Genomic DNA, 19,666 nt, shown 5'->3' with positions numbered 1-19,666 from the left:
TCAGGCGCGGCGGTACTGGACGTCGACCGCGGCGTCGCGGAACGCGGCCCGGCGGTAGAGCGCGAGGGCGGGCGCGTTGTCCGCCTCGACGTACAGGTCGACCTCCTCGTGGCGCCGGTCGGCGAGCAGCTCGAGGCCGGCGGCGAGGAGGGCGGATCCGAGCCCGCGGGCTGCGCGGTCGGGGTCCACGCCCAGCACGTAGACCTCCGCCTGGCCGTCCTCGACCTTGAGCCAGTGGAAGCCCGCGAGGCGGCCGTCCGCGTCGCGGGCGAGGAGCAGGGCCGACGGGTCGAACCAGGGCTCGGCGGCGCGGTCGTCGAGGTCGCGGCGCGTCATGCGGCCCTGCTCGGGGTGGCCGGCGAAGGCGCGCGCGTTGAGCGCGACCCAGTCGTCGGCGTCGTCCGCCGTGAAGGAGGAGAGGGCCAGGCCATCGGGCATCGGGCGCGCGCCGAGGGCCGCGCGCGCCTCGGCGACGGACGCGCGCAGCTGCAGCAGCTCGCGTGCCCGGTCGAGGCCGGTCGCCGCGGCGAGCGCGCGTGCCGCGGGGTGGTCGCCGTGCGCCCAGACGGACACGGGGGACGCGCCGGCGCCCTCGAGCACGGCGTGGAGCAGGGCGCGGCCGATCCCGCGGCGGCGGTGCGCCGGATCCACGACGAGCTCGGCCTCCGCGCCGACGTCGCCGCGGGCCACGACGGCCGCGCCGCGCACCTCGTCGGCCGCGCCGCGCACGACGAGCGCGTCGGGGCCGTCGTCGGCGCCGAGCGTCAGGCGCGTCTGCTCGTTGTAGGGGGCGACGCCGTCGGCCGCGCGGGCGCGGTCGGCGAGCGCGAGGATCCCGCGGACCGCGTCGGGCGTCGGGCGGACGCGCTCGACGCGGACGGCGTCAGGATCCGACGGGGGCGGGAACGCGCTCACTGTCCTCCTCGTACACGTTGAAGCGGTAGCCGACGTTGCGCACCGTGCCGATGAGCGACTCGAGGTCGCCGAGCTTGGCCCGGAGGCGCCGCACGTGCACGTCGACCGTGCGCGTGCCGCCGAAGTAGTCGTAGCCCCACACCTCGCTGAGCAGCTGCTCGCGCGTGAAGACCCGCGACGGGTGGCTCGCGAAGAAGCGGAGCAGCTCGAACTCCTTGAAGGTCAGGTCGAGCGGCTTGCCGTGCACCTTGGCCGAGTAGCTGGCCTCGTCGATGACGACGCCGGAGGCCTGGATCTTGCTGCCCGTCTGCTCCTGCGCGGCCCGCCCGATGACGAGGCGGATGCGGGCGTCGACCTCGGCGGGACCCGCGGAGTCGAGGATCACGTCGGTGGCGCCCCAGTCGGCGCTGACCGCGGTGAGCCCGCCCTCCGTGAGCACGAGGATGAGGGGCGTGCCGCCGCCCGTGGTGGTGAGGATCTTGCAGAGCGACTTGGCGCTGGCGAGGTCGCGGCGGGCGTCGACCAGCACGAGGTCGGCCGCGGGGGCGTTGACGAGGCTGGCCGCGTCGGCCTGGACGTGGCGGGTCCGGTGGCTGAGGAGCCCGAGAGCCGGCAGGACGTCGGTGTCCGCGGACGAGGTCAGGATCAACAGCTGGGCCACAGGGATCCTCCATGGATGAATTGACCCCATGATACGTGGGGCAGGATTGCGGGGTGACCTCCCCCCTGCGCAGCCTCGTCCCCGTCTGGCTGGCCGCCGCCGTCGGCGCGGTCGTGGTGGCCGTCGCGGTCGGGCCCGACGCGGCGCCGCGCTGGTTCCCGCTCGTGCTCGCCGTGTGCGTCGTCGCGACCTTCGTGATCCAGCTGGCGCTGCCCCGCAAGACCGGCTTCGTGGACCGCGCCACCGGCAGCGTCGTCGGCGCCGTGCTCGTGCTGGCCGCGGCCACCGCCGTCGTGCTGCTCCTGCCCGCATCGGCCTGACCCGGCCGGTCCGGCGGGCCCGACCGTGGGGTAGATTGAGACCATGTCGTCGCTGCTTGCTCTGGAACTCTTCTTCACCGGACTGCTGGTCCTGGCGAGCCTCTCCATCGGCTGGGTGTCGCTCGTCGTGGTGTACAACCTCTTCCGCGGCCAGCGCTGACCGCGGGCCGCATGATCGAGATCCCCACCGGCCTCCCGGCCGAGCTCGTCCCGCTGTCCTGGCTCCTCGGGGTCTGGGAGGGCTCGGGCGTCGTCGAGTACGCCGTCGGCGACGAGGTCGTCCGCCGCGAGTTCGGGCAGCGCATCAGCTTCAGCCACGACGGGCTGCCGCACCTCAACTACTCCTCCTACGCGTGGGTCGAGGGCGATGACGGCCCCGTCCCCTTCGTCACGGAGACCGGCTACTGGCGCCTGCGCCGTCGCGTCACCGACGGCGATCCCGGCCCGGCGATGCTGCCTCCCACCGGCGAGCCGTCCTACACGACCGCCGAGCAGGTCGAGACGCTGCGCAACGCGGACGGCGGCTTCGACGTCGAGGTCGCGCTCGTGCACCCGGGCGGCGTGAGCGAGCTCTACGTCGGCCAGGTGAAGAGCGCGCGGATCGACCTCGCGACCGACGCGGTCATGCGCACCGAGGGCGCCAAGGAGTACACGGGCGCCACGCGCCTCTACGGCCTGGTCGAGCGCGACCTGCTCTGGGCCTGGGACATCGCGGCGCTCGGCCAGCCGCTGCGCACGCACGCCTCCGGGCGGGTGGCGCATGTCGACTGAGCCGGATCCCGCGGCCGCCCGTTCGCCGTTCCTCGACCTGCCCGGCGCGGTCGCGGGCGACGGGCCGGACGCGGGCGTGCCCGCCCACCACGGATCGCTCGTCCAGGAGCAGCGCGCGCTCGCCGCGGGCACCGCGGTCGTCGACCTCTCGCACCGCGCCGTGCTCTCCGTCACGGGGGAGGACCGGCTGACCTGGCTCGACTCCATCACGAGCCAGTCGCTCCGCGGGCTCGCGCCCGGCGACTCCGCCGAGACCCTGTTCCTCGACCAGAACGGCCGGCTCGAGCACGCGGTCGGCGTCATCGACGACGGCGTCTCCGCCTGGCTCCTGCTCGACGCCGCGGACGCGCCCGCCCTCCTCGCCTACCTGCAGCGGATGCGCTTCATGCTGCGCGTCGAGCCCGCCGACCGCACGGCCGAGCTCGCCGTGATCGGCACGCTGGGCGAGCCCGACCTCCCCGTCGCGGCACCCGCCGGCGTGCCGCTCGTGTGGCGCGACCCGTGGATCCACGTCGTGCCCGGCGGCCACCAGTACGCGACCGCTCCCTCGCACCCGTCCGCGTCGTGGACGTGGAGCGAGCGGCTCGTCCCGCGCGAGGAGCTGCCGGCGCTCGTCGCCCGGGCCGCGTCGGGCGGGCTGCCCGTCGCGGGCACCCTCGCCGCCGAGGCCCTGCGGATCGCCGCGTGGCGCCCGCGCTTCGCCACCGAGGTCGACGACCGCACCATCCCGCACGAGCTCGACTGGCTGCGGAGCGCCGTCCACCTCAGCAAGGGCTGCTACCGCGGGCAGGAGACGGTCGCCAAGGTGCACAACCTCGGCCGTCCGCCGCGCCGCGTCGTGCTGCTGCAGCTCGACGGGTCGGAGGCCGTCCTGCCCGGCGCCGGATCCGAGGTGCGGCTCCCCGCCGACGCCGACGGCGCCCCCGGCGAGGTCGTCGGAGCCGTCACCTCCTCCGCGCTGCACCACGAGCTGGGGCCGATCGCGCTCGCCGTGGTCCGCCGCAACGTGGATCCCGCCGCGCAGCTCGAGGTCATCGCCGACGACGTGCGCGTGCAGGCCATGCAGGACGTGATCGTGCCCACCGACGCCGGCCGCTCCGCCGACGTCCCCCGCCTGCCCCGGCTCGGTGCGGTCCGCCGCTGAGCGCGCGCGGGAGCGGTCGGCCCGTGCCGCCCGCACCCTGAGGCACCGGGCGGATCCCCGCGCCGCGCTCCTCCGCCTCTGGGGATCCGCGCCAGCCGCCCTGCAGATCGCCATCGCGGCCACGGGCGGCTGGGCCTTCGCGCATCACGTCCTGGGCCACGACACCCCGCTGCTCGCGACCACCGTCACCATCACGAGCCTCGGCTTCGTGCGCGACGCACGGCCCGTGCGCGTGCTCGAGACCGCCATCGGCATGACCGTGGGCATCACGCTGAGCGAGGTGCTGCTGCTCGGGATCGGCCGCGGCGCGTGGCAGCTGTTCGTGATCATCCTGGCCACGCTGCTCGTGGCGCGGCTGCTGTCGTCGAACGCCGCGTTCGCGGTCGCCGCGGGCGTCCAGGCGGTGCTCGTCGCGCTGCTGCCCGCGCCGCCGGGCGGCGTCTTCGTCCGGAGCGTCGACGGACTCGTGGGCGGCGCGGTGGCGCTGCTCGCGACGGCGCTCATCCCCCGCGATCCGCGGCGCCAGGCCCTCCGCGAGGCCCGCCGCGTGTTCTCCGAGTGCTCCTACGCGCTGACGTCGCTCGTCACCGCGCTGCGGCTCGGGGACGCGACGGCCGCCGACCGCGCGCTCGACCGGCTCCGCCGCACGCAGCCGCTCATCGACGCGTGGAGCGCCGCGGCCGACTCGGCCCTCTCGATCGCCCGCATCTCCCCGTTCCTCCGCCGGCACCTACCGGAGCTCCGCGGCCAGCGGCGCGTGCTCGACGGCATGGACCTCGCGGTGCGGAACCTCCGGGTGATCTCCCGGCGCATCGACTTCCTCGTCGTCGACGGGGTGAGGCGCCCCGTCCTCGCCGAGCTGCTCGCCACCGTGTCGAACGGGGTGAACCTGCTCGGCCAGAGCCTGTCCGACCCGTCGGCGGCGCCGCTCGCCCAGCAGAACCTCGTGCTGGTCGCCGTGCGGCTGGACCCGCGCGAGCTCATCCCCGGCGCGCCCGTCGGCGAGGTGATGCTCGTGATGCTCCTGCGCCCGCTGCTCGTCGACCTGCAGGTGGCCGCCGGCGTCGACGCCCGGGACGCGCGCGCGGCGCTGCCGGAGGTCTAGGCCGGAGCGACCGCCGACCACGGGACGGTGAGCTCGCCGAGTCGCCAGCGGGCGTGCCCGCCCTCGACGGGGACGCCGGCATCGCGCATCCGCTCGACCGCGCCGAGCCACTGCTGCCGCGGGCCGTACACGCCGAGCGGGGCGCTGAGGATCCAGCAGCGGTCGAGCAGCGCGAGCACCTCGTGCACGCGCTCGCCCGGGACGTTGCGGTGGATGAGCGCCTTCGGCAGCCGCTCGGCGACGATCGACGGGAGCTCGAGGCCGGCCAGCCGCAGCGAGATCGTGAGGCTGCGGGGCCCGTCGGCGCGCACGTCGACCCAGCTGGACACCCGGCCGATCTCGTCGCACGTGCCCTCGACCACGGATCCGCCGGGCACCAGCCGCGCGGCCATGCGGTCCCAGGCGGCCGGCACCTCCGACTCGTCGTACTGCCGCAGCACGTTGAACGCGCGGATCACGGTCGCCCGCTCGCCGCCCGGCAGCGGCACCTCGAAGCCGCCGCGCACGAAGGACACGCGCTCGCGGGCGTCCGGGTCGGGCCACGCCGCGAGCTGCTCCCGCGCGCGGGCCACCCGCCCCGGCTCGATCTCGATGCCCACGACGCGCACGTCCGGCCGCGTCGCGCGCAGCCGCCGGTGCATCTCGAGCGCCGTGATCCCGCTGGCGCCGTAGCCGAGGTCGACCACGAGCGGATCCGCGGCCGTGCGCAGGGAGTCGAGGGTCGCGATCCACCGGTCCACGCGCCGGAGGCGGTTGGTGTTCGTCGTCCCGCGGGTCACGGAGCCGACGGGGGAGGCGGCGCCCGGCATGGGATCAGTCTCCCATCGCTCGGTAGGCTGGCGGCATGGCTGACTCCCGCACCCTCGTCCTGCTGCGTCACGGCAACAGCGACTGGAACCAGAAGAACCTGTTCACCGGATGGGTGGACGTCGAGCTGAGCGAGCAGGGCGTCGCGGAGGGCCAGCGCGCCGGCGAGCTCCTCGCCGAGTCCGGCATCCTCCCCGACGTGCTGCACACCTCCGTCCTCATCCGCGCCATCGACACCGCCAACATCGCGCTCAAGCGCGCGGGCCGGTCGTGGATCCCCGTCCAGCGCACCTGGCGCCTCAACGAGCGCCACTACGGCGCGCTCCAGGGCAAGGACAAGGCGCAGACCCTCGCCGAGTACGGCCCCGAGCAGTTCGCCACCTGGCGCCGCTCCTTCGACGTGCCGCCGCCCCCCATCGCCGACGACGACGAGTTCTCGCAGTCGGGCGACCCGCGCTACGCCGACCTCGGCGACGACCTGCCTCGCACCGAGTGCCTCAAGGACGTCATCGAGCGGATGCTGCCCTACTGGGAGTCGGACATCCAGCCCGACCTCGCCTCCGGCCGCACCGTGCTCGTCACGGCGCACGGCAACTCGCTGCGCGCGCTCGTCAAGCACCTCGACGGCATCTCGGACTCGGACATCGCCGAGCTCAACATCCCCACCGGCATCCCGCTCGTGTACCGCCTCGACGAGGACTTCCGCCCGATCGTCCCCGGCGGCGAGTACCTCGACCCCGAGGCGGCCGCCGCGGGAGCCGCGGCCGTGGCCGCGCAGGGCACCAAGGAGTAGGACCGCCCGCAGCACGACGAGAGCCCGACCGGATCATCCGGTCGGGCTCTCGTCATGTCGGCCGGCGCGGGGCCGGCGGGCGGGGATCAGGCGTCGGCCTGCACCCAGTCGCCGGTGGCGAGGTACTGCACGGTCTTGGCGATGGAGACCGCGTGGTCGGCGAAGCGCTCGTGGTAGCGGCTGGCGAGGGTGGAGTCGACCGTGTCGACGGCCGCGCCCTTCCAGGTCTCGCCGAGCACCTTGTCGAAGACGCTGAGGTGCAGCTCGTCGATGCGGTCGTCGTCGTTGCGGATCTCCTCGGCGAGCTTCGGGTCCTCCGTGGTGAGGAGGTCCGTGAGCTTGCGGGCGATGGCGACGTCGAGCTGGCCGAGCTCGAGGAACGTGGGGCGGAGCGACTTCGGCACCACCTTGTCCGGGAAGCGGTAGCGCGAGAGCTGCGCGATGTGCTCGGCGAGGTCGCCCATGCGCTCGAGCGACGCGCTGATGCGGAGGGCGCTCACGACGATGCGGAGGTCGCGGGCGACCGGCTGCTGGCGGGCGAGGATGTTGATCGCGAGCTCGTCGAGGCTCGTGGCGAGCTCGTCGATGCGACGGTCCTGCTCGATGACGGTCTCGGCGAGGCTCACGTTCGACTCGTTGAACGCCCGGGTGGCGTTCTCGATGGAGATGGCGACGAGCGCGGAGATCTCGATGAGACGCTCCTGGACCTCGTGGAGCTCCTGCTGGAACACTTCGCGCATGGGGGGACGTCCTTTCAGGCCGCCCTGCTGCAGGAGGGGCGGGTGGTTCTCGGGCAGGGCGGACCCCGGGTGCCGGGTCCACGTCATGCGACTCTCGTCCTCGCAGGTTAACGCACGGTGCCGACGAGCTGAATTCGCGCCGCGCGGCGGGGGAGCGGCGCCCGCCCGGCCGGGGCGGCCCGACCCGGTCTCCTAGGGTGGGCGCATGGACACCGGTGCGTTGGTGCTCGTCTGCCTCCTCATCGGACTGGCGGTCGGCGCGGGATTCGTGTGGCTGCTGCACCACGCGGCGGACCGCGGCGACCGTGCCGTCGAGATCACCAACCCGGTCGTCCCCGACGGCGTCGACCAGGTGCTCGAGGCGCTGGAGTCCGCCGGCATCGTGCTCGACCCGTCCAACAACGTGATGAAGGCGTCGCCCGGCGCGATCTCGTCCGGCCTCGTCTTCCACCAGGCCCTCGTGCACCCGGAGCTCGTCGCGATGGTCGACCGGGTGCGGCGATCCGGCGAGCCGATGGCCGAGGAGGTCTCGCTCGCCCGCGGCCCGTTCGGCGCGGCCGAGTTCCAGATGCACGTGCGCGTCGCCCGGCTGGGCACGCGCTACGTCCTCCTCCTCGCGCAGGACCGCACGGAGTCGTACCGGCTCGACCAGGTGCGGCGCGACTTCGTGGCGAACATCAGCCACGAGTTGAAGACGCCCATCGGCGCGGTCGGCCTGCTCGCGGAGGCGCTCGACTCGTGCGCGGACGACGCGGTGCAGGTGCGGCGCTTCGCCGCGCGGCTGACCACGGAGTCGGCGCGGCTCGCGCGGATCACGCAGGAGATCATCGAGCTGTCCCGGCTCGAGGCCTCGAACGCGCTCGAGAAGGCGGAGCCCGTCGACGTCGACCACGTGATCAGCGTCGCGCTCGACCAGGTGCACCTCGGCGCGGAGCTGCGCGGCATCGAGCTGGCCCGCGGGAAGCGCTCGCGCAGCACCGTCTACGGCGACGAGGCACTCCTCGTGGTCGCGGTGCACAACCTGCTGAGCAACGCCGTCAACTACTCGCCCGACGGATCGCGCGTCGGCATCGGCGTCATGGTCGACGACGGGGCCGTCGAGATCGTCGTCACCGACCAGGGCATCGGGATCCCCGAGGACGAGCAGGGCCGGATCTTCGAGCGGTTCTTCCGCGTCGACCAGGCCCGCGCCCGCGACACCGGGGGCACGGGGCTCGGGCTCAGCATCGTCAAGCACGTCGTGCAGAATCATGGCGGCGACGTGCGCGTCTGGTCGAGGCCCGGCCGCGGCAGCACCTTCACCATCCGCCTCCCCGAGGCATCGCAGACCCCGGCGCTCGCCGGTACGGACATCGGAGAACCCACGTGACACGCATCATGCTCGTCGAGGACGAGGCGTCGCTCAGCGAGCCGCTCGCCTTCCTGCTCCAGCGCGAGGGCTACGAGGTCGACGTCGTCGAGGACGGCCCCGCGGCCGTGGCGGCGTTCGACCGGGACGGCGCGGACCTCATCCTGCTCGACCTCATGCTCCCCGGCCTCCCCGGCACCGAGGTGTGCCGCGAGATCCGCACGCGCTCGGCCGTGCCGATCATCATGCTGACCGCCAAGGACTCGGAGGTGGACATCGTGGTCGGGCTCGAGCTCGGCGCCGACGACTACGTCACCAAGCCGTACTCGACCCGGGAGCTGCTGGCGCGCATCCGCGCGGTCCTCCGCCGCCGCGTCGAGGTCGACGACGAGCCGCTCAACGTGCTCGAGGTCGGCGCCGTGCGCATGGACGTCGAGCGCCACACGGTCGAGGTCGACGGCCGTGAGATCGCGATGCCGCTCAAGGAGTTCGAGCTGCTCGAGCTGCTGCTGCGCAACGCCGGGCGCGTGCTCACGCGCGGCCAGCTCATCGACCGCGTCTGGGGATCCGACTACTTCGGCGACACCAAGACGCTCGACGTGCACATCAAGCGGATCCGCTCCAAGATCGAGCGCGAGCCGTCCGACCCCGTGCTGCTCGTCACCGTGCGCGGGCTCGGCTACCGCTTCGAGGCGTAGGGGACCGTCGTCGCCGGTCGGCCGGCGACGACGAAGGCCCCGTCCCTCAGGGGACGGGGCCTTCGTCGTGCGTCCTCCCGGCGAGCCGGGACGGGATCAGTTCTGGTCGTCGCCGAGGCCCTCGTCGCCCTCGGGGGAGACGGGCGTCGTGGTGACGGTGGTGTCGGGCGTGGAGCCGGTCTCGCCGGGCACCAGGTTCGTGTACGTCTCCTGGTCGCCGTTGAGCACGGGCACGTCCATCTCGACGCCCTCGGCGTCGCCGTACTGGATGTAGATCTTGGTGAGCGATCCCGGCGTCGGGTCGACCGAGTCGAAGACGATGCGCTGCGAGTCCTCGGCGCCGAACTTGGTGAGGCCGGGCGCCGCCGTGACGGTGCGGGTCTCCCGGTCGGCGCTGCCGGCGCTCAGCTCGTGCTGGAACGCGACGCGCTGGCTGTCGCCGGAGTTGTTGACGAGCGTGACCACGAGGCTCGCGCCGCTCGCGGAGTCGCCGTCGCTCAGGAGGATGGCGTTGCGCACCTCGAGGTCGCCGACCGTGGCGTCGAAGCCGTCGCTCGGGAAGTAGGAGATCTGCGTGGCCTGGGGCGTGATGAACGTGCAGGACGACGTGCCGACCGCGATCAGGGCCGCGAGGACGATGGACGATGCGGTACGCGCTCTCACGGGACCCTCCGGTTGTTGCACGGGGCCGGCGCCGGGGCGTCCGGGGGCGTCCGCGCGTGGATCAGCTGACCCGCCCAGCCTACGGGATGCGGTGCCCGGCGACCGCCCGCGGCGGCACGGGTCCCCGCGGGCTCGGCCGACCCGGCTGGTACCCTGGGCGGCAGTCCACAGAACGGGGAACCCATGATCTTCGAGGTCGGCGAGACCGTCGTGTACCCGCATCACGGGGCGGCGACCATCATCGAGGTCAAGAAGCGCGTCATCCGCGGCGAGGAGAAGCTGTACCTCAAGCTCGACGTGAACCAGGGCGGGCTGCGGATCGAGGTCCCCGCGGAGAACGTCGACATGGTCGGCGTGCGCGACGTCATCGGCCGCGAGGGCGTGGAGCGGGTGTTCGCGGTGCTGCGCGCCGAGTTCACCGAGGAGCCCACCAACTGGTCGAGGCGGTACAAGGCGAACGTCGAGAAGCTCGCATCCGGCGACGTGCTCAAGGTGGCCGAGGTCGTCCGCGACCTGTGGCGCCGCAACCAGGACCGCGGCCTGTCCGCGGGCGAGAAGAGCATGCTGCAGAAGGCGCGCGGCATCCTGGTGGGCGAGCTGGCCCTGGCCGAGAAGACCGACGAGGAGCACGCGTCGACGCTGCTCGACGAAGTCCTCGCCTCCTGACCCCGGGGCTGCGCGCGCCCGCCCCGCCGGCGGTCGCGCCGCCGCCCGCCGGTAGCCTGACCGCATGAGCCAGGACGCCGCCGCCCCCTCCGCCCGCACGACCGGCGACGGGCACCCGGACGGACCCCGTCTCGGCGTCGTCGTCGTCGCGGCCGGCAGCGGCACCCGCCTCGGCGCGGGGATCCCCAAGGCGCTCGTCGAGGTCGGCGGCGCCACGTTGCTCGGCCGCTCGCTCCGCGCGATCCTCGGGCTCCCGGAGGAGGCGCACGTCGTCGTGGTCGCTCCGGCCACGCACCTCGACGAGACGACCGCCGTGGTCGAGGCGGTGGCCGGGGCGGCCCGCGCGTCGTTCGCGGTCGTCGTCGGGGGCGCGACCCGGCAGGGATCCGTCGCCGCGGGGCTCGCGGCGCTCGCCGCGTCCGTCGACGTCGTCCTCGTGCACGACGCCGCCCGCGCCCTCACCCCCTCCGCGCTCTTCGCCGCCGTCGCGCAGGCCGTCCGCGACCGGGGCGCGGGCATCGTGCCGGGCCTGCCCGTCACCGACACCGTCAAGCGCGTCGACGCGTCGGGGGAGTGCCTCGGCACGGTCGACCGGAGCGACCTCGTGGGCGTCCAGACCCCGCAGGGCTTCCCGCGCCGGGCGCTCGAGGCCGCCTACGCCGAGGCCGCCGCGGAGCACACCGACGACGCGGCGCTCTTCCAGGCCGCGGGCGGCGAGGTCCGCGTGATCCCGGGCGACGCGCTCGCCTTCAAGGTCACCACCGCGTGGGACCTGCGGCGCGCGGAGGAGCTCGTCGCACGCGACGCGGGGAGCGGATCGGCCGCCTCGCGCCTCCGCTCGGGCATCGGCACGGACGTCCACGCGGTCGACGCGGGCCAGCCGCTCTGGCTCGCGGGCCTGCACTGGCCGGGCGAGCCGGGCCTCGCCGGGCACAGCGACGGCGACGCGGTGAGCCACGCCATGTGCGACGCGCTCCTGTCCGCCGCCGGCCTCGGCGACATCGGCGGGATCTTCGGCACCGCGGACCCCGAGCTCGACGGCGCGCACGGCGAGGTCTTCCTCCGGCGCACCGCGGAGCTCGTCCGGGAGGCGGGGTACTCGATCGTCAACGTCGCCGTGCAGGTCATGGCCGTGCGCCCGAAGCTGTCGCCGCGTCGGGCCGAGGCCGAGCGGATCCTCGCGGCCGCGGTCGGCGCGCCCGTCTCGCTCGCCGGCACCACGACCGACGGCCTCGGCTTCACGGGACGCGGCGACGGCGTCGCCGCGGTCGCCACGGCCCTCGTCGAGCGCCTCTGACCGCGTCGTCCCGCGGCCGCCGGGCCGGCCGCGCCGCCCGTCATCCGGCGGGGGCGCGGAGGCGCGCTGACTAGGATCTCTCTGTGACCCTGCGCCTCCATGACTCCCGGACGCAGTCCCTCCGGGACTTCGTGCCCCTCGTCGACGGCAGGGTCGGCATCTACGTCTGCGGTCCGACGGTCCAGTCGGCGCCGCACATCGGCCACCTCCGCAGCGCCCTCGCGTACGACCAGCTCCGCCGATGGCTCACTCACCGCGGCCTCGACGTGACCCTCGTGCGCAACGTCACCGACATCGACGACAAGGTCATCGACAACGCCCGGCGCGGCCAGGAGGCCGGCGGCACCGAGGAGTGGTGGGCGCTCGCGTACCGCGTCGAGCTCGAGTTCTCCCGCGCCTACGCCGCCCTGGGCATCCTCCCGCCCAGCTACGAGCCCCGCGCCACCGCGAGCATCGGCGAGATGCAGGCCATCATCCAGCGCCTCGTCGAGCGCGGCCACGCGTACCCGGCCGACGACGCATCCGGCGACGTCTACTTCGACACCGCGTCCTGGCCCGAGTACGGCGAGCTCACGCGCCAGCGCGCCGCCGACATGGAGGCCGCCGCTGACGCGGATCCGCGGGCCAAGCGCGACGTCCGCGACTTCGCCCTCTGGAAGGGCGCCAAGCCCGGCGAGCCCGCGAGCGCGTCGTGGCCGTCGCCGTGGGGCGCCGGCCGTCCCGGCTGGCACATCGAGTGCTCCGCCATGTCCACGCGCTACCTCGGCGCCGAGTTCGACATCCACGGCGGCGGCCTCGACCTGCGCTTCCCGCACCACGAGAACGAGCTCGCGCAGTCGCGGGCCGCGGGGGATCCGTTCGCCCGCTACTGGCTGCACAACGGGCTCGTCGCCGTGGCCGGCCAGAAGATGAGCAAGTCGCTCGGCAACTCGCTGTTCGCGGCCGACCTGCTCGCCTCCGCGCGCCCCGTCGTGGTGCGCTACTTCCTCGGATCCGCGCACTACCGCTCCACCCTCGAGTTCCACGACGGCGCGCTCGCCGAGGCCGAGGCCGCCCTCGACCGCATCGAGACCTTCCTCGACCGCAGCGCCCGCCGCCTCGCGGGCACGCGCTTCCAGGCCGCCGCGGCCGCGGCGGACGGCGCTCCAGCCCCCGTGCCCGAGGCCTTCGCTGAGGCGATGGACGACGACCTGAGCGTCCCGCAGGCGCTCGCCGTGCTGCACGACGCCGTCCGCGCCGGCAACGCCGCCCTCGACGCCGGCGACCTGCAGGAGGCCGCCTCGCAGCGCGCGGACGTCTCCGCCATGGTGGCCGTGCTCGGCATCGACCCGCTCGCCGACGAGTGGCGCACCGCGTCCGACCAGCCCGCGCGCCGTGCGCTGCAGGCGCTGGTCGAGCAGCGGATCGCCGAGCGACAGACCGCGCGGGAGGCCAGGGACTTCGCCCTCGCCGACCGCATCAGACAGGAGCTGGCCGAGGCCGGCATCACGATAGAGGACTCGCCCGGCGGGTCGCATTGGAGCATCGATGGCGAATAAGCCCAGCCGATCAGGCGCGGTACGCAAGACCAAGAAGGGCCCGCTCAAGGGCTCCGGCGGGCAGGGCCGGCAGGCCCTCGAGGGCAAGAAGCCCACGCCGAAGGCCGAGGACCGCCCGTACCACCCCGCCGGCAAGCGCAAGGCCGCGAAGGACCGCTACGAGGCGGCGTCCGCGGGCGCCAGCCGCGGCCGCGACCGCGACGAGCGCCCCGAGCGCTCCGCCCCGCCGCGCGCCCGCGCGACCGACCGCCCCGCCGGAGCGGACGCCCCGCGCGCCCGCCGCGCCAAGCAGCAGGACGAGTCCGAGGTCGTCACCGGACGCAACTCGGTGGTCGAGGCGCTCCGCGCGAAGATCCCCGCGACCGCGCTCTACATCGCCTCGCGCATCGAGTACGACGACCGCGTCAAGGAGGTGCTGTCGCTCGCCACCGGGCGCGGGATCCCCGTCCTCGAGGTCATGCGCCCCGAGCTCGACCGCATCGCCGGCCACGACGCCGTCCACCAGGGCCTCGCGCTCAAGGTGCCGCCGTACGAGTACGCGGACGCGATCGAGCTGCTCGACAAGACCATCTCCCGCGGCCAGGTGCCGCTGATGGTCGCGCTCGACGGCATCACCGACCCGCGGAACCTCGGCGCCATCATCCGCTCGGTCGCCGCGTTCGGCGGGCACGGCGTGATCGTGCCGCAGCGACGCTCGGTCGGCCTCACCGCCAGCGCGTGGAAGACGTCGGCCGGTGCCGCGGCGCGCACGCCCGTCGCCATGGCGTCGAACCTCACGCAGACGCTCAAGGCGCTCAAGCAGCGCGGCGTCTTCGTGGTCGGCCTCGACGGCGGCGGCGACATGTCGCTGCACGAGTTCACGCTCGCCGACCGGCCGATCGTGGTCGTCGTCGGATCCGAGGGCAAGGGCCTGTCGCGCCTCGTCACCGAGACCTGCGACACGATCGTCTCCATCCCGATCGGCGCCTCGACCGAGTCGCTCAACGCCGGCATCGCGGCGAGCGTCACGCTCTACGAGATCGGCAAGCTGCGCGCGGCGGCCCGCCGCAAGTAGCGCCCGCACGACGACGAGCCGGGACCCTCGGGTCCCGGCTCGTCGTCGTCTCGGGGAACGCGCCCCGTGCTCAGACCTTCGTGCGCCAGTCCTCCGCGGCCTCGGCCTCGGTGATGGGCACGTCCGACTCGTCCTCGATCACGCCGATCGACTCGGTCGGCGGGTCGATCACGGTCGCCTCGTCGCGGCGGTGACGGAGGATGTCCTGCACGTACGCGGTGACGGCCTCGGCGAGCGGGATGTCCCGGCTCAGCTTCTGCGACATGTACCAGCGGTGCTCGAGCAGCTGGTGGAACACCTCGGCGGGCTCCAGCTTGCCGCGCAGGTCGCGGGGGATCGCGCGCACGACGGGCTCGAAGACGCGCGCGAGCCACTCGTGCGCGACCATCTCCTCGTCGAGGTCCTGCTTGTCGAACGTCGCCGTGTACGAGTCGAGGTCGTTGAGGAGACGGCGGGCCTGGTTCTCCTGCGCGTCCACGCCCGTGAGGCGCAGGAGGCGGCGCTGGTGGTGCCCGGCGTCGACGACCTTGGGCTGGATCCGCACCTGCGAGCCCTCCGCGGTCGTGCGGATCGCGAGCTCCTCGATGTCGAACCCGAGGTCGTTGAGCCGGTCGACGCGCTCGTTGATGCGCCAGCGCTCCGACGTGGGGAACTCCTCGCGACCGGTGAGCTCCTTCCAGAGCGTGCGGTACTGGGCGACGATGCGCGTGCTCGTCTCGAGCGGGTCGAGCCCCTCCTCGATCCGGCCGCCGGCCTCGAGGTCCATGAGCTCGCCGGCGATGTTGACGCGGGCGATCTCGAGGTCGTTCTCGCGCTGCCCGTTGGAGAGGCCGCCGTTGAAGAGCTTCCCGGTCTCGGCGTCCACCAGGTACGCGGCGAAGGCGCCGGCGTCGCGGCGGAAGAGGGTGTTCGAGAGCGACACGTCGCCCCAGAAGAAGCCGATCATGTGCAGCCGCACCAGGAGGACGGCGAGGGCGTCGACGAGCCGCGTGGCGGTGTCGGGCCGCAGCTGCTGCGAGAAGAGCGCGCGGTAGGGGAGCGAGAACTTGAGGTGCCGCGTGACGAGGACCGACTTCAGCGGGTCGCCGTCCTCGTCCGTGCGGTTCGTGATCACGGCGACGGGCTCCACGCACGGGATCTCGAGCCGCTGCAGCGTCCGCAGCATGTCGTACTCGCCGCGCGCCATCTCGTCCGTCGTCTCCTTGATGGCGATGACGTATCCGGACAGGTTGGCGAAGCGCACGAGGTGCCGGGAGATGCCCTTCGGCAGCGTCGCGATCGCGGAGGAGGGCCACTCGTCGAGCGGCAGCTGCCAGGGCAGGTCGAGGAGCGCGGGATCGACCGTCGCCGAGGTGATGTTCAGGGATCCGGCCATGGTGCGACCTTACCCGAACGGGGAAAAGGAGCTGCCGCGGCCCCCGCGCTCGAGACGAGCGAGGGACCGCGGCAGCGGACGTGCGGTGGTGCGCTGGATCAGCCCGCGGCGACCGGCGCGTTGAGGCGGAGGCCGCTCTCGGCGTCGAAGGCGTGGAGGTGACCCGGCTGCGGCGTGATGAAGACGGTGTCGCCGGCGTTCGGGTGCAGGCGGCCGTCGACGCGCGCGACGAGGTCGGTGCGCTTGCCCTCGATGTCGGTGTGGCCGTAGAGGTAGCCGTCCGCGCCGAGCTCCTCGACGAGGTCGACCGTGACCGAGAGGCCCTGGCCCTGCGTGGTGCTGACGACGACGTCCTCGGGACGCACGCCGATGGTGACCGAGCCGCCCGTGGCGTGCGTGAGCACGTCGCGCTCGACCGGCACGACCGCGGAGCCGAACTGCACGCCGCCGTCGACGACGTTCGCGGTGAACAGGTTCATCGCGGGGGAGCCGATGAAGCCGGCGACGAAGACGTTCTGCGGCTTCTCGTACAGGTCGCGAGGGGTGCCGACCTGCTGGAGGACGCCGTCCTTGAGGACCGCGATGCGGTCGCCCATGGTGAGGGCCTCGGTCTGGTCGTGCGTGACGTAGACGGTGGTGACGCCGAGGCGGCGCTGGAGCGACGCGATCTGCGTGCGCGTCTGGACGCGCAGCTTGGCGTCGAGGTTCGACAGCGGCTCGTCCATGAGGAACACCTGCGGCTGGCGCACGATGGCGCGGCCCATGGCCACGCGCTGGCGCTGGCCGCCGGAGAGCGCCTTCGGCTTGCGGCTCAGGTAGGGCTCGAGGTCGAGGAGCTTGGCCGCCTCGAGGACGCGGGTGGCGCGCTCGTCCTTGCCGACGCCCGCGATCTTGAGCGCGAAGCCCATGTTCTCGGCGACCGTCATGTGGGGGTACAGCGCGTAGTTCTGGAACACCATCGCGATGTCGCGGTCCTTCGGCGGCACGTCCGTGACGTTGCGGTCGCCGATGAAGATGTTGCCGTCGTTGACCTCCTCGAGGCCCGCGAGCATGCGGAGGGTGGTCGACTTGCCGCAGCCGGACGGGCCGACGAGGACGAGGAACTCGCCGTCGGCGACCTCGAGGTCGATCTGGTCGACCGCGGGGCGCGTCGAGCCCGGGTAGAGGCGCGTGGCCTTGTCGAAAGTTACAGATGCCATTTCGGTGTTCTCCTTCACGGGCAGGTACGTGCCCGACGATCCGTGGTGATGGATGTGATGCTCATGGCTCATCGCTGTGGGCGACGATGACCACCCGATGAGTATTGCACGGGGCCCCGTGGTCGGGAAGCCCGCCGTGGTGCGGATCGGCGGCCATTCCCCACCTGGGGAAGCAGCGCCCCGGGCCTGTATCGTCGAGGGGGCGCCGTACCCGCGCCCGCCGCGTTGGCGCTTTCCCAGACTGGCCGCCTAGAGTCCTGAGGTCGTCCGGGAGCCCGCCCGCGCCCGACTCCCCCATCCCCGGAGCGAGGATCCATGAGCAGCACGCCGCCCGCGCACGAACCGCACGGCGGTCACCGACGACGCCGGGAGGCCGCGCGCGAGAAGGCGCGGCTCAACAGGATGAAGCAGCGCCGTCGCGACGTGGCGGCACGCGGCCTCGTCCGCGGCGGCATCGCGGTCGCCCTCGTCGCGGTCGTCGTCGTCGTGGGCCTCGTCGTCCTGCAGGGCGCGCGGCCCGCCGGCCCCGGCCCCCAGAACATGGCGAGCGACGGCATCCTCATCGGCAAGGACCTCGCGGCCGCGCCCACGCAGGCCCTCGACCCCGAGCAGGATCCGGTCCCCACCCAGACCGAGGCCCAGGGCGTGGCGCACATCCGCGTCTACGTCGACTACCTCTGCACCGCGTGCAAGGAGTTCCAGGACACGAACGGCGCGCAGATGGAGGGGTGGCTGCAGTCGGGCGCCGCCACGGTGGAGATCCACCCCGTCGCCATCCTCACCAGCAAGTCGCAGGCGTACTCGCTGCGTGCGGCCAACGCCGCCGCGTGCGTCGCCGACTCCTCGCCGGACGACTTCTGGGCCTTCAACTCCGCCCTCTTCCAGGAGCAGCCCGCCGAGCAGAGCACGGGCCTCAGCGACGAGCGCATCGCCGAGCTCGCCGGGAAGGCGGGCGCCTCGTCGTCCGACGTCGCGTCGTGCATCTCCGACCAGCGCTTCCAGTCGTGGGTCAACGCCGCGACCGACCGCGTGCTCGACGGCGAGATCCCGGACTCGAACGTCGAGAAGGTCGTGGGCGCGCCGGTCATCGTGGTGGGCGATCGCCAGTACACCGGGCAGCCCGACGACGCCAAGGCCTTCGCCGCCTTCGTGCTCCAGGCCGCCGGCCAGGACGCGACGGCCACGCCCACGCCCGCTCCGTCGGAGGAGCCGACCACCGCCCCGTAGCGCGGCTCGTATGATGGATCGACGGTCCGCGAGGCCCGTCGGCCGGCCTGGCGCAATTGGTAGCGCACCGCACTTGTAATGCGGCGGTTACGGGTTCGAGTCCCGTGGCCGGCTCAGTCGAGGAGCGTGATCATCCGCTCGCCGTCGACGGTCGGGCGGGGGCCCTTGCCGTCGGGTTCGACGTCGCCGACGTACAGCCAGCCGAGCAGCTCCTCGCCGGGGCCGAGGTCGTGCATCCGCCGTACGGCGTCGCTCCGGGTCAGTCCGCCGGTGCGCCAGAAGACGCCCCAGCCCTGCTCCTCGAGGAGCAGCGTGAGCGCGTGCGCGACGCCCGCCGCGACGGCGTCCTGCTCCCAGTCCGGCACCTTGCGGCTCGGGGCGCGGCAGGCGACGACGGCCACCAGCAGGCTTGCGCGATGCGTCTTCCTCCGGTGCTTGCCGGATGCGGGATCGCCCGCGGCCTCGTCCATCGCGGCGGCCAGCCGATCGCGGGCCGCGCCGCGGATCTCGATGACGCGCCACGGGCGGAGGCTGCCGTGGTCCGCGAGGCGCGAGGCGGCCTCGACGAGCGGGACGAGGTCCTCGTGCGTCGGTGCGCCCTCGCCCACGGAGGAGCGGGAGCGCCGGCCGCGGAGCGCCGCGAGCACCGGGCCGCCCCGGGGAGCCGTGCCGGGCTCGGACGGGTCGGGGGCGCCGCCCGCCCGATGCCGCGGCACGTCGGTCACTCCGCGGTGCGGAACGACATGGAGACCGAGTTCATGCAGAACCGGTCGCCGGTGGGGGTCTGCGGCGCGTCGTCGAAGACATGGCCGAGGTGCGAGCCGCATCGCGCGCAGACGACCTCGACGCGCTTCATGCCGAGGCTCGTGTCCGTGTACAGCTTGACCGCGTCGCTCTCCTTGGGCGCGTAGAAGCTCGGCCATCCGCAGTGGGAGTCGAACTTGGTGTCGCTCGTGAACAGCTCCGCGCCGCAGGCCTTGCAGCCGTAGACGCCGGTGCGCTCCTCGTCCAGCAGCTCGCCGGTCCAGGGGCGCTCGGTGGCCTGCTGGCGCAGCACCGCGTACTCCTCGGGGGAGAGCTCCTGGCGCCACTCCTCGTCGGTCTTCTCGATCTCGTAGGCCATGGTGCGGGTCCTTTCTCGCTGGTCGATCCTAGGGGCGGCGTCCCAGCGCGCCTCCCTGGGGCAACCGCCGGGACGCCCCGCGGATTCCTCCACACGGGGAAGACGTGGCCGCGCGACGACGGGCGGGAGGGCGGCGCGGCCGGTGGACGGGCGCCGGCGCATGACACCCCGTGATGGTGCGCGGGCGTCCAGCGAGCCGCACCTAGTATGTGGGGGATGTCG

Annotated in this window: 21 protein-coding genes and 1 tRNA gene; 13 read left to right on the top strand and 9 right to left on the bottom strand. The window is 73.6% G+C overall.

What is annotated here, in order from left to right:
* Together mshD and H9X71_RS12445 are read right to left on the bottom strand one after the other, a co-directional pair.
* Nucleotides 1-915, bottom strand: coding sequence for a mycothiol synthase (mshD, locus tag H9X71_RS12450; RefSeq protein WP_191147376.1), 915 nt, complete (start codon nt 913-915; stop codon nt 1-3).
* Nucleotides 884-1,576: a winged helix-turn-helix domain-containing protein gene (locus H9X71_RS12445; protein WP_191147375.1), complete on the bottom strand. Its 693-nt coding sequence runs from the start codon at nt 1,574-1,576 to the stop codon at nt 884-886. Before H9X71_RS12445 ends, mshD begins: the two co-directional genes overlap by 32 nt.
* Nucleotides 1,577-1,629: 53 nt before the next feature.
* On the opposite strand from H9X71_RS12445, the gene H9X71_RS12440 reads away from it, so the two are divergent.
* The 4 genes from H9X71_RS12440 to H9X71_RS12425 all read left to right on the top strand — a co-directional run bounded on the left by H9X71_RS12440 (nt 1,630) and on the right by H9X71_RS12425 (nt 4,916).
* Nucleotides 1,630-1,896, top strand: a complete 267-nt coding sequence (locus tag H9X71_RS12440; protein WP_191147374.1) for a hypothetical protein — start codon at nt 1,630-1,632, stop codon at nt 1,894-1,896.
* Nucleotides 1,897-2,067: 171 nt separating this feature from the next.
* A complete protein-coding gene (locus H9X71_RS12435) occupies nt 2,068-2,667 on the top strand; it encodes a heme-binding beta-barrel domain-containing protein (protein ID WP_191147373.1) in 600 nt (199 codons plus the stop codon).
* Entirely contained in the window at nt 2,657-3,811 is a 1,155-nt protein-coding gene (gene ygfZ, locus H9X71_RS12430; RefSeq protein WP_191147372.1) for a CAF17-like 4Fe-4S cluster assembly/insertion protein YgfZ, read from the top strand. Before H9X71_RS12435 ends, ygfZ begins: the two co-directional genes overlap by 11 nt.
* Nucleotides 3,795-4,916 carry an FUSC family protein gene (locus tag H9X71_RS12425; RefSeq protein ID WP_191147371.1) on the top strand — a complete coding sequence of 374 codons (1,122 nt, stop codon included), beginning with the start codon at nt 3,795-3,797 and terminating at the stop codon, nt 4,914-4,916. Before ygfZ ends, H9X71_RS12425 begins: the two co-directional genes overlap by 17 nt.
* Here the strand turns inward: H9X71_RS12425 and H9X71_RS12420 are convergent.
* On the bottom strand, nt 4,913-5,725 hold the full coding sequence (locus H9X71_RS12420) for a class I SAM-dependent methyltransferase (protein ID WP_191147370.1): 813 nt from the start codon (nt 5,723-5,725) through the stop codon (nt 4,913-4,915). The two genes, H9X71_RS12425 and H9X71_RS12420, sit on opposite strands and share 4 nt — an antisense overlap.
* 35 nt (nt 5,726-5,760) lie before the next feature.
* Here H9X71_RS12420 and H9X71_RS12415 point away from each other — a divergent pair, with 35 nt between their 5' ends.
* A complete protein-coding gene (locus H9X71_RS12415) occupies nt 5,761-6,516 on the top strand; it encodes a phosphoglyceromutase (protein WP_191147369.1) in 756 nt (251 codons plus the stop codon).
* 86 nt (nt 6,517-6,602) lie between these two features.
* Here the strand turns inward: H9X71_RS12415 and phoU are convergent, their stop codons facing one another.
* Nucleotides 6,603-7,256 carry a phosphate signaling complex protein PhoU gene (phoU, locus tag H9X71_RS12410; protein WP_012039182.1) on the bottom strand — a complete coding sequence of 218 codons (654 nt, stop codon included), beginning with the start codon at nt 7,254-7,256 and terminating at the stop codon, nt 6,603-6,605.
* A gap of 205 nt (nt 7,257-7,461) precedes the next feature.
* Between phoU and H9X71_RS12405 the strand changes: the two genes are divergently transcribed.
* Both H9X71_RS12405 and H9X71_RS12400 read left to right on the top strand, forming a co-directional pair.
* The gene (locus H9X71_RS12405; RefSeq protein WP_191147368.1) at nt 7,462-8,625 is read left to right on the top strand and encodes a sensor histidine kinase; all 1,164 of its coding nucleotides are present in this window, start codon (nt 7,462-7,464) and stop codon (nt 8,623-8,625) included.
* Complete coding sequence (locus H9X71_RS12400; protein ID WP_119434805.1) at nt 8,622-9,302, top strand: response regulator transcription factor; 681 nt, start codon at nt 8,622-8,624, stop codon at nt 9,300-9,302. Before H9X71_RS12405 ends, H9X71_RS12400 begins: the two co-directional genes overlap by 4 nt.
* A 96-nt stretch (nt 9,303-9,398) precedes the next feature.
* Here the strand turns inward: H9X71_RS12400 and H9X71_RS12395 are convergent, their stop codons facing one another.
* Complete coding sequence (locus tag H9X71_RS12395) at nt 9,399-9,965, bottom strand: hypothetical protein (RefSeq protein ID WP_191147367.1); 567 nt, start codon at nt 9,963-9,965, stop codon at nt 9,399-9,401.
* Nucleotides 9,966-10,148: 183 nt separating this feature from the next.
* Here H9X71_RS12395 and H9X71_RS12390 point away from each other — a divergent pair, with 183 nt between their 5' ends.
* From H9X71_RS12390 to rlmB, 4 genes are all read left to right on the top strand, one after another.
* Nucleotides 10,149-10,631, top strand: coding sequence for a CarD family transcriptional regulator (locus tag H9X71_RS12390; RefSeq protein ID WP_191147366.1), 483 nt, complete (start codon nt 10,149-10,151; stop codon nt 10,629-10,631).
* Between the two features lie 64 nt (nt 10,632-10,695).
* Nucleotides 10,696-11,928 carry a 2-C-methyl-D-erythritol 4-phosphate cytidylyltransferase gene (gene ispD, locus H9X71_RS12385; RefSeq protein WP_191147365.1) on the top strand — a complete coding sequence of 411 codons (1,233 nt, stop codon included), beginning with the start codon at nt 10,696-10,698 and terminating at the stop codon, nt 11,926-11,928.
* Nucleotides 11,929-12,011: 83 nt separating this feature from the next.
* On the top strand, nt 12,012-13,466 hold the full coding sequence (gene cysS, locus H9X71_RS12380; protein WP_191147364.1) for a cysteine--tRNA ligase: 1,455 nt from the start codon (nt 12,012-12,014) through the stop codon (nt 13,464-13,466).
* Nucleotides 13,456-14,520 carry a 23S rRNA (guanosine(2251)-2'-O)-methyltransferase RlmB gene (gene rlmB / locus H9X71_RS12375; RefSeq protein ID WP_191147363.1) on the top strand — a complete coding sequence of 355 codons (1,065 nt, stop codon included), beginning with the start codon at nt 13,456-13,458 and terminating at the stop codon, nt 14,518-14,520. The genes cysS and rlmB overlap by 11 nt, the downstream gene beginning before the upstream one ends.
* Nucleotides 14,521-14,590: 70 nt before the next feature.
* Here rlmB and H9X71_RS12370 read toward each other — a convergent pair whose 3' ends face one another.
* Nucleotides 14,591-15,895 (bottom strand): DUF4032 domain-containing protein, encoded by a 1,305-nt coding sequence (locus H9X71_RS12370; protein WP_053775166.1) that lies wholly within the window; start codon nt 15,893-15,895, stop codon nt 14,591-14,593.
* Between the two features lie 98 nt (nt 15,896-15,993).
* Nucleotides 15,994-17,094, bottom strand: coding sequence for an ABC transporter ATP-binding protein (locus tag H9X71_RS12365; RefSeq protein ID WP_191147362.1), 1,101 nt, complete (start codon nt 17,092-17,094; stop codon nt 15,994-15,996).
* 315 nt (nt 17,095-17,409) lie between these two features.
* Here H9X71_RS12365 and H9X71_RS12360 point away from each other — a divergent pair, with 315 nt between their 5' ends.
* Complete coding sequence (locus H9X71_RS12360; protein WP_191147361.1) at nt 17,410-18,321, top strand: DsbA family protein; 912 nt, start codon at nt 17,410-17,412, stop codon at nt 18,319-18,321.
* Between the two features lie 41 nt (nt 18,322-18,362).
* Nucleotides 18,363-18,435, top strand: a tRNA-Thr gene (locus H9X71_RS12355).
* Here the strand turns inward: H9X71_RS12355 and H9X71_RS12350 are convergent.
* Complete coding sequence (locus H9X71_RS12350) at nt 18,435-19,037, bottom strand: nitroreductase family protein (protein ID WP_191149185.1); 603 nt, start codon at nt 19,035-19,037, stop codon at nt 18,435-18,437. The two genes, H9X71_RS12355 and H9X71_RS12350, sit on opposite strands and share 1 nt — an antisense overlap.
* 5 nt (nt 19,038-19,042) lie before the next feature.
* Entirely contained in the window at nt 19,043-19,444 is a 402-nt protein-coding gene (gene msrB / locus H9X71_RS12345) for a peptide-methionine (R)-S-oxide reductase MsrB (RefSeq protein ID WP_191147360.1), read from the bottom strand.
* Between the last annotated feature and the right edge of the window lie 222 nt (nt 19,445-19,666).

Source organism: Clavibacter zhangzhiyongii, assembly GCF_014775655.1.
Taxonomy (GTDB): Bacteria; Actinomycetota; Actinomycetes; order Actinomycetales; family Microbacteriaceae; genus Clavibacter; species Clavibacter zhangzhiyongii.
The sequence above is the reverse complement of the archived record's forward strand: the minus strand, read 5'-3'. Positions and strand labels throughout refer to the sequence as shown.

Coding starts and splice junctions, on each gene's coding strand:
- H9X71_RS12415 (WP_191147369.1), top strand. CDS start 5,761: ATGGCTGACTCCCGCACCCTCGTCCTGCTGCGTCACGGCAACAGCGAC.
- H9X71_RS12390 (WP_191147366.1), top strand. CDS start 10,149: ATGATCTTCGAGGTCGGCGAGACCGTCGTGTACCCGCATCACGGGGCG.
- H9X71_RS12420 (WP_191147370.1), bottom strand. CDS start 5,725: ATGCCGGGCGCCGCCTCCCCCGTCGGCTCCGTGACCCGCGGGACGACG.
- H9X71_RS12370 (WP_053775166.1), bottom strand. CDS start 15,895: ATGGCCGGATCCCTGAACATCACCTCGGCGACGGTCGATCCCGCGCTC.
- ygfZ (WP_191147372.1), top strand. CDS start 2,657: ATGTCGACTGAGCCGGATCCCGCGGCCGCCCGTTCGCCGTTCCTCGAC.
- H9X71_RS12435 (WP_191147373.1), top strand. CDS start 2,068: ATGATCGAGATCCCCACCGGCCTCCCGGCCGAGCTCGTCCCGCTGTCC.
- msrB (WP_191147360.1), bottom strand. CDS start 19,444: ATGGCCTACGAGATCGAGAAGACCGACGAGGAGTGGCGCCAGGAGCTC.
- rlmB (WP_191147363.1), top strand. CDS start 13,456: ATGGCGAATAAGCCCAGCCGATCAGGCGCGGTACGCAAGACCAAGAAG.
- phoU (WP_012039182.1), bottom strand. CDS start 7,256: ATGCGCGAAGTGTTCCAGCAGGAGCTCCACGAGGTCCAGGAGCGTCTC.
- H9X71_RS12365 (WP_191147362.1), bottom strand. CDS start 17,094: ATGGCATCTGTAACTTTCGACAAGGCCACGCGCCTCTACCCGGGCTCG.
- H9X71_RS12405 (WP_191147368.1), top strand. CDS start 7,462: ATGGACACCGGTGCGTTGGTGCTCGTCTGCCTCCTCATCGGACTGGCG.
- H9X71_RS12360 (WP_191147361.1), top strand. CDS start 17,410: ATGAGCAGCACGCCGCCCGCGCACGAACCGCACGGCGGTCACCGACGA.
- ispD (WP_191147365.1), top strand. CDS start 10,696: ATGAGCCAGGACGCCGCCGCCCCCTCCGCCCGCACGACCGGCGACGGG.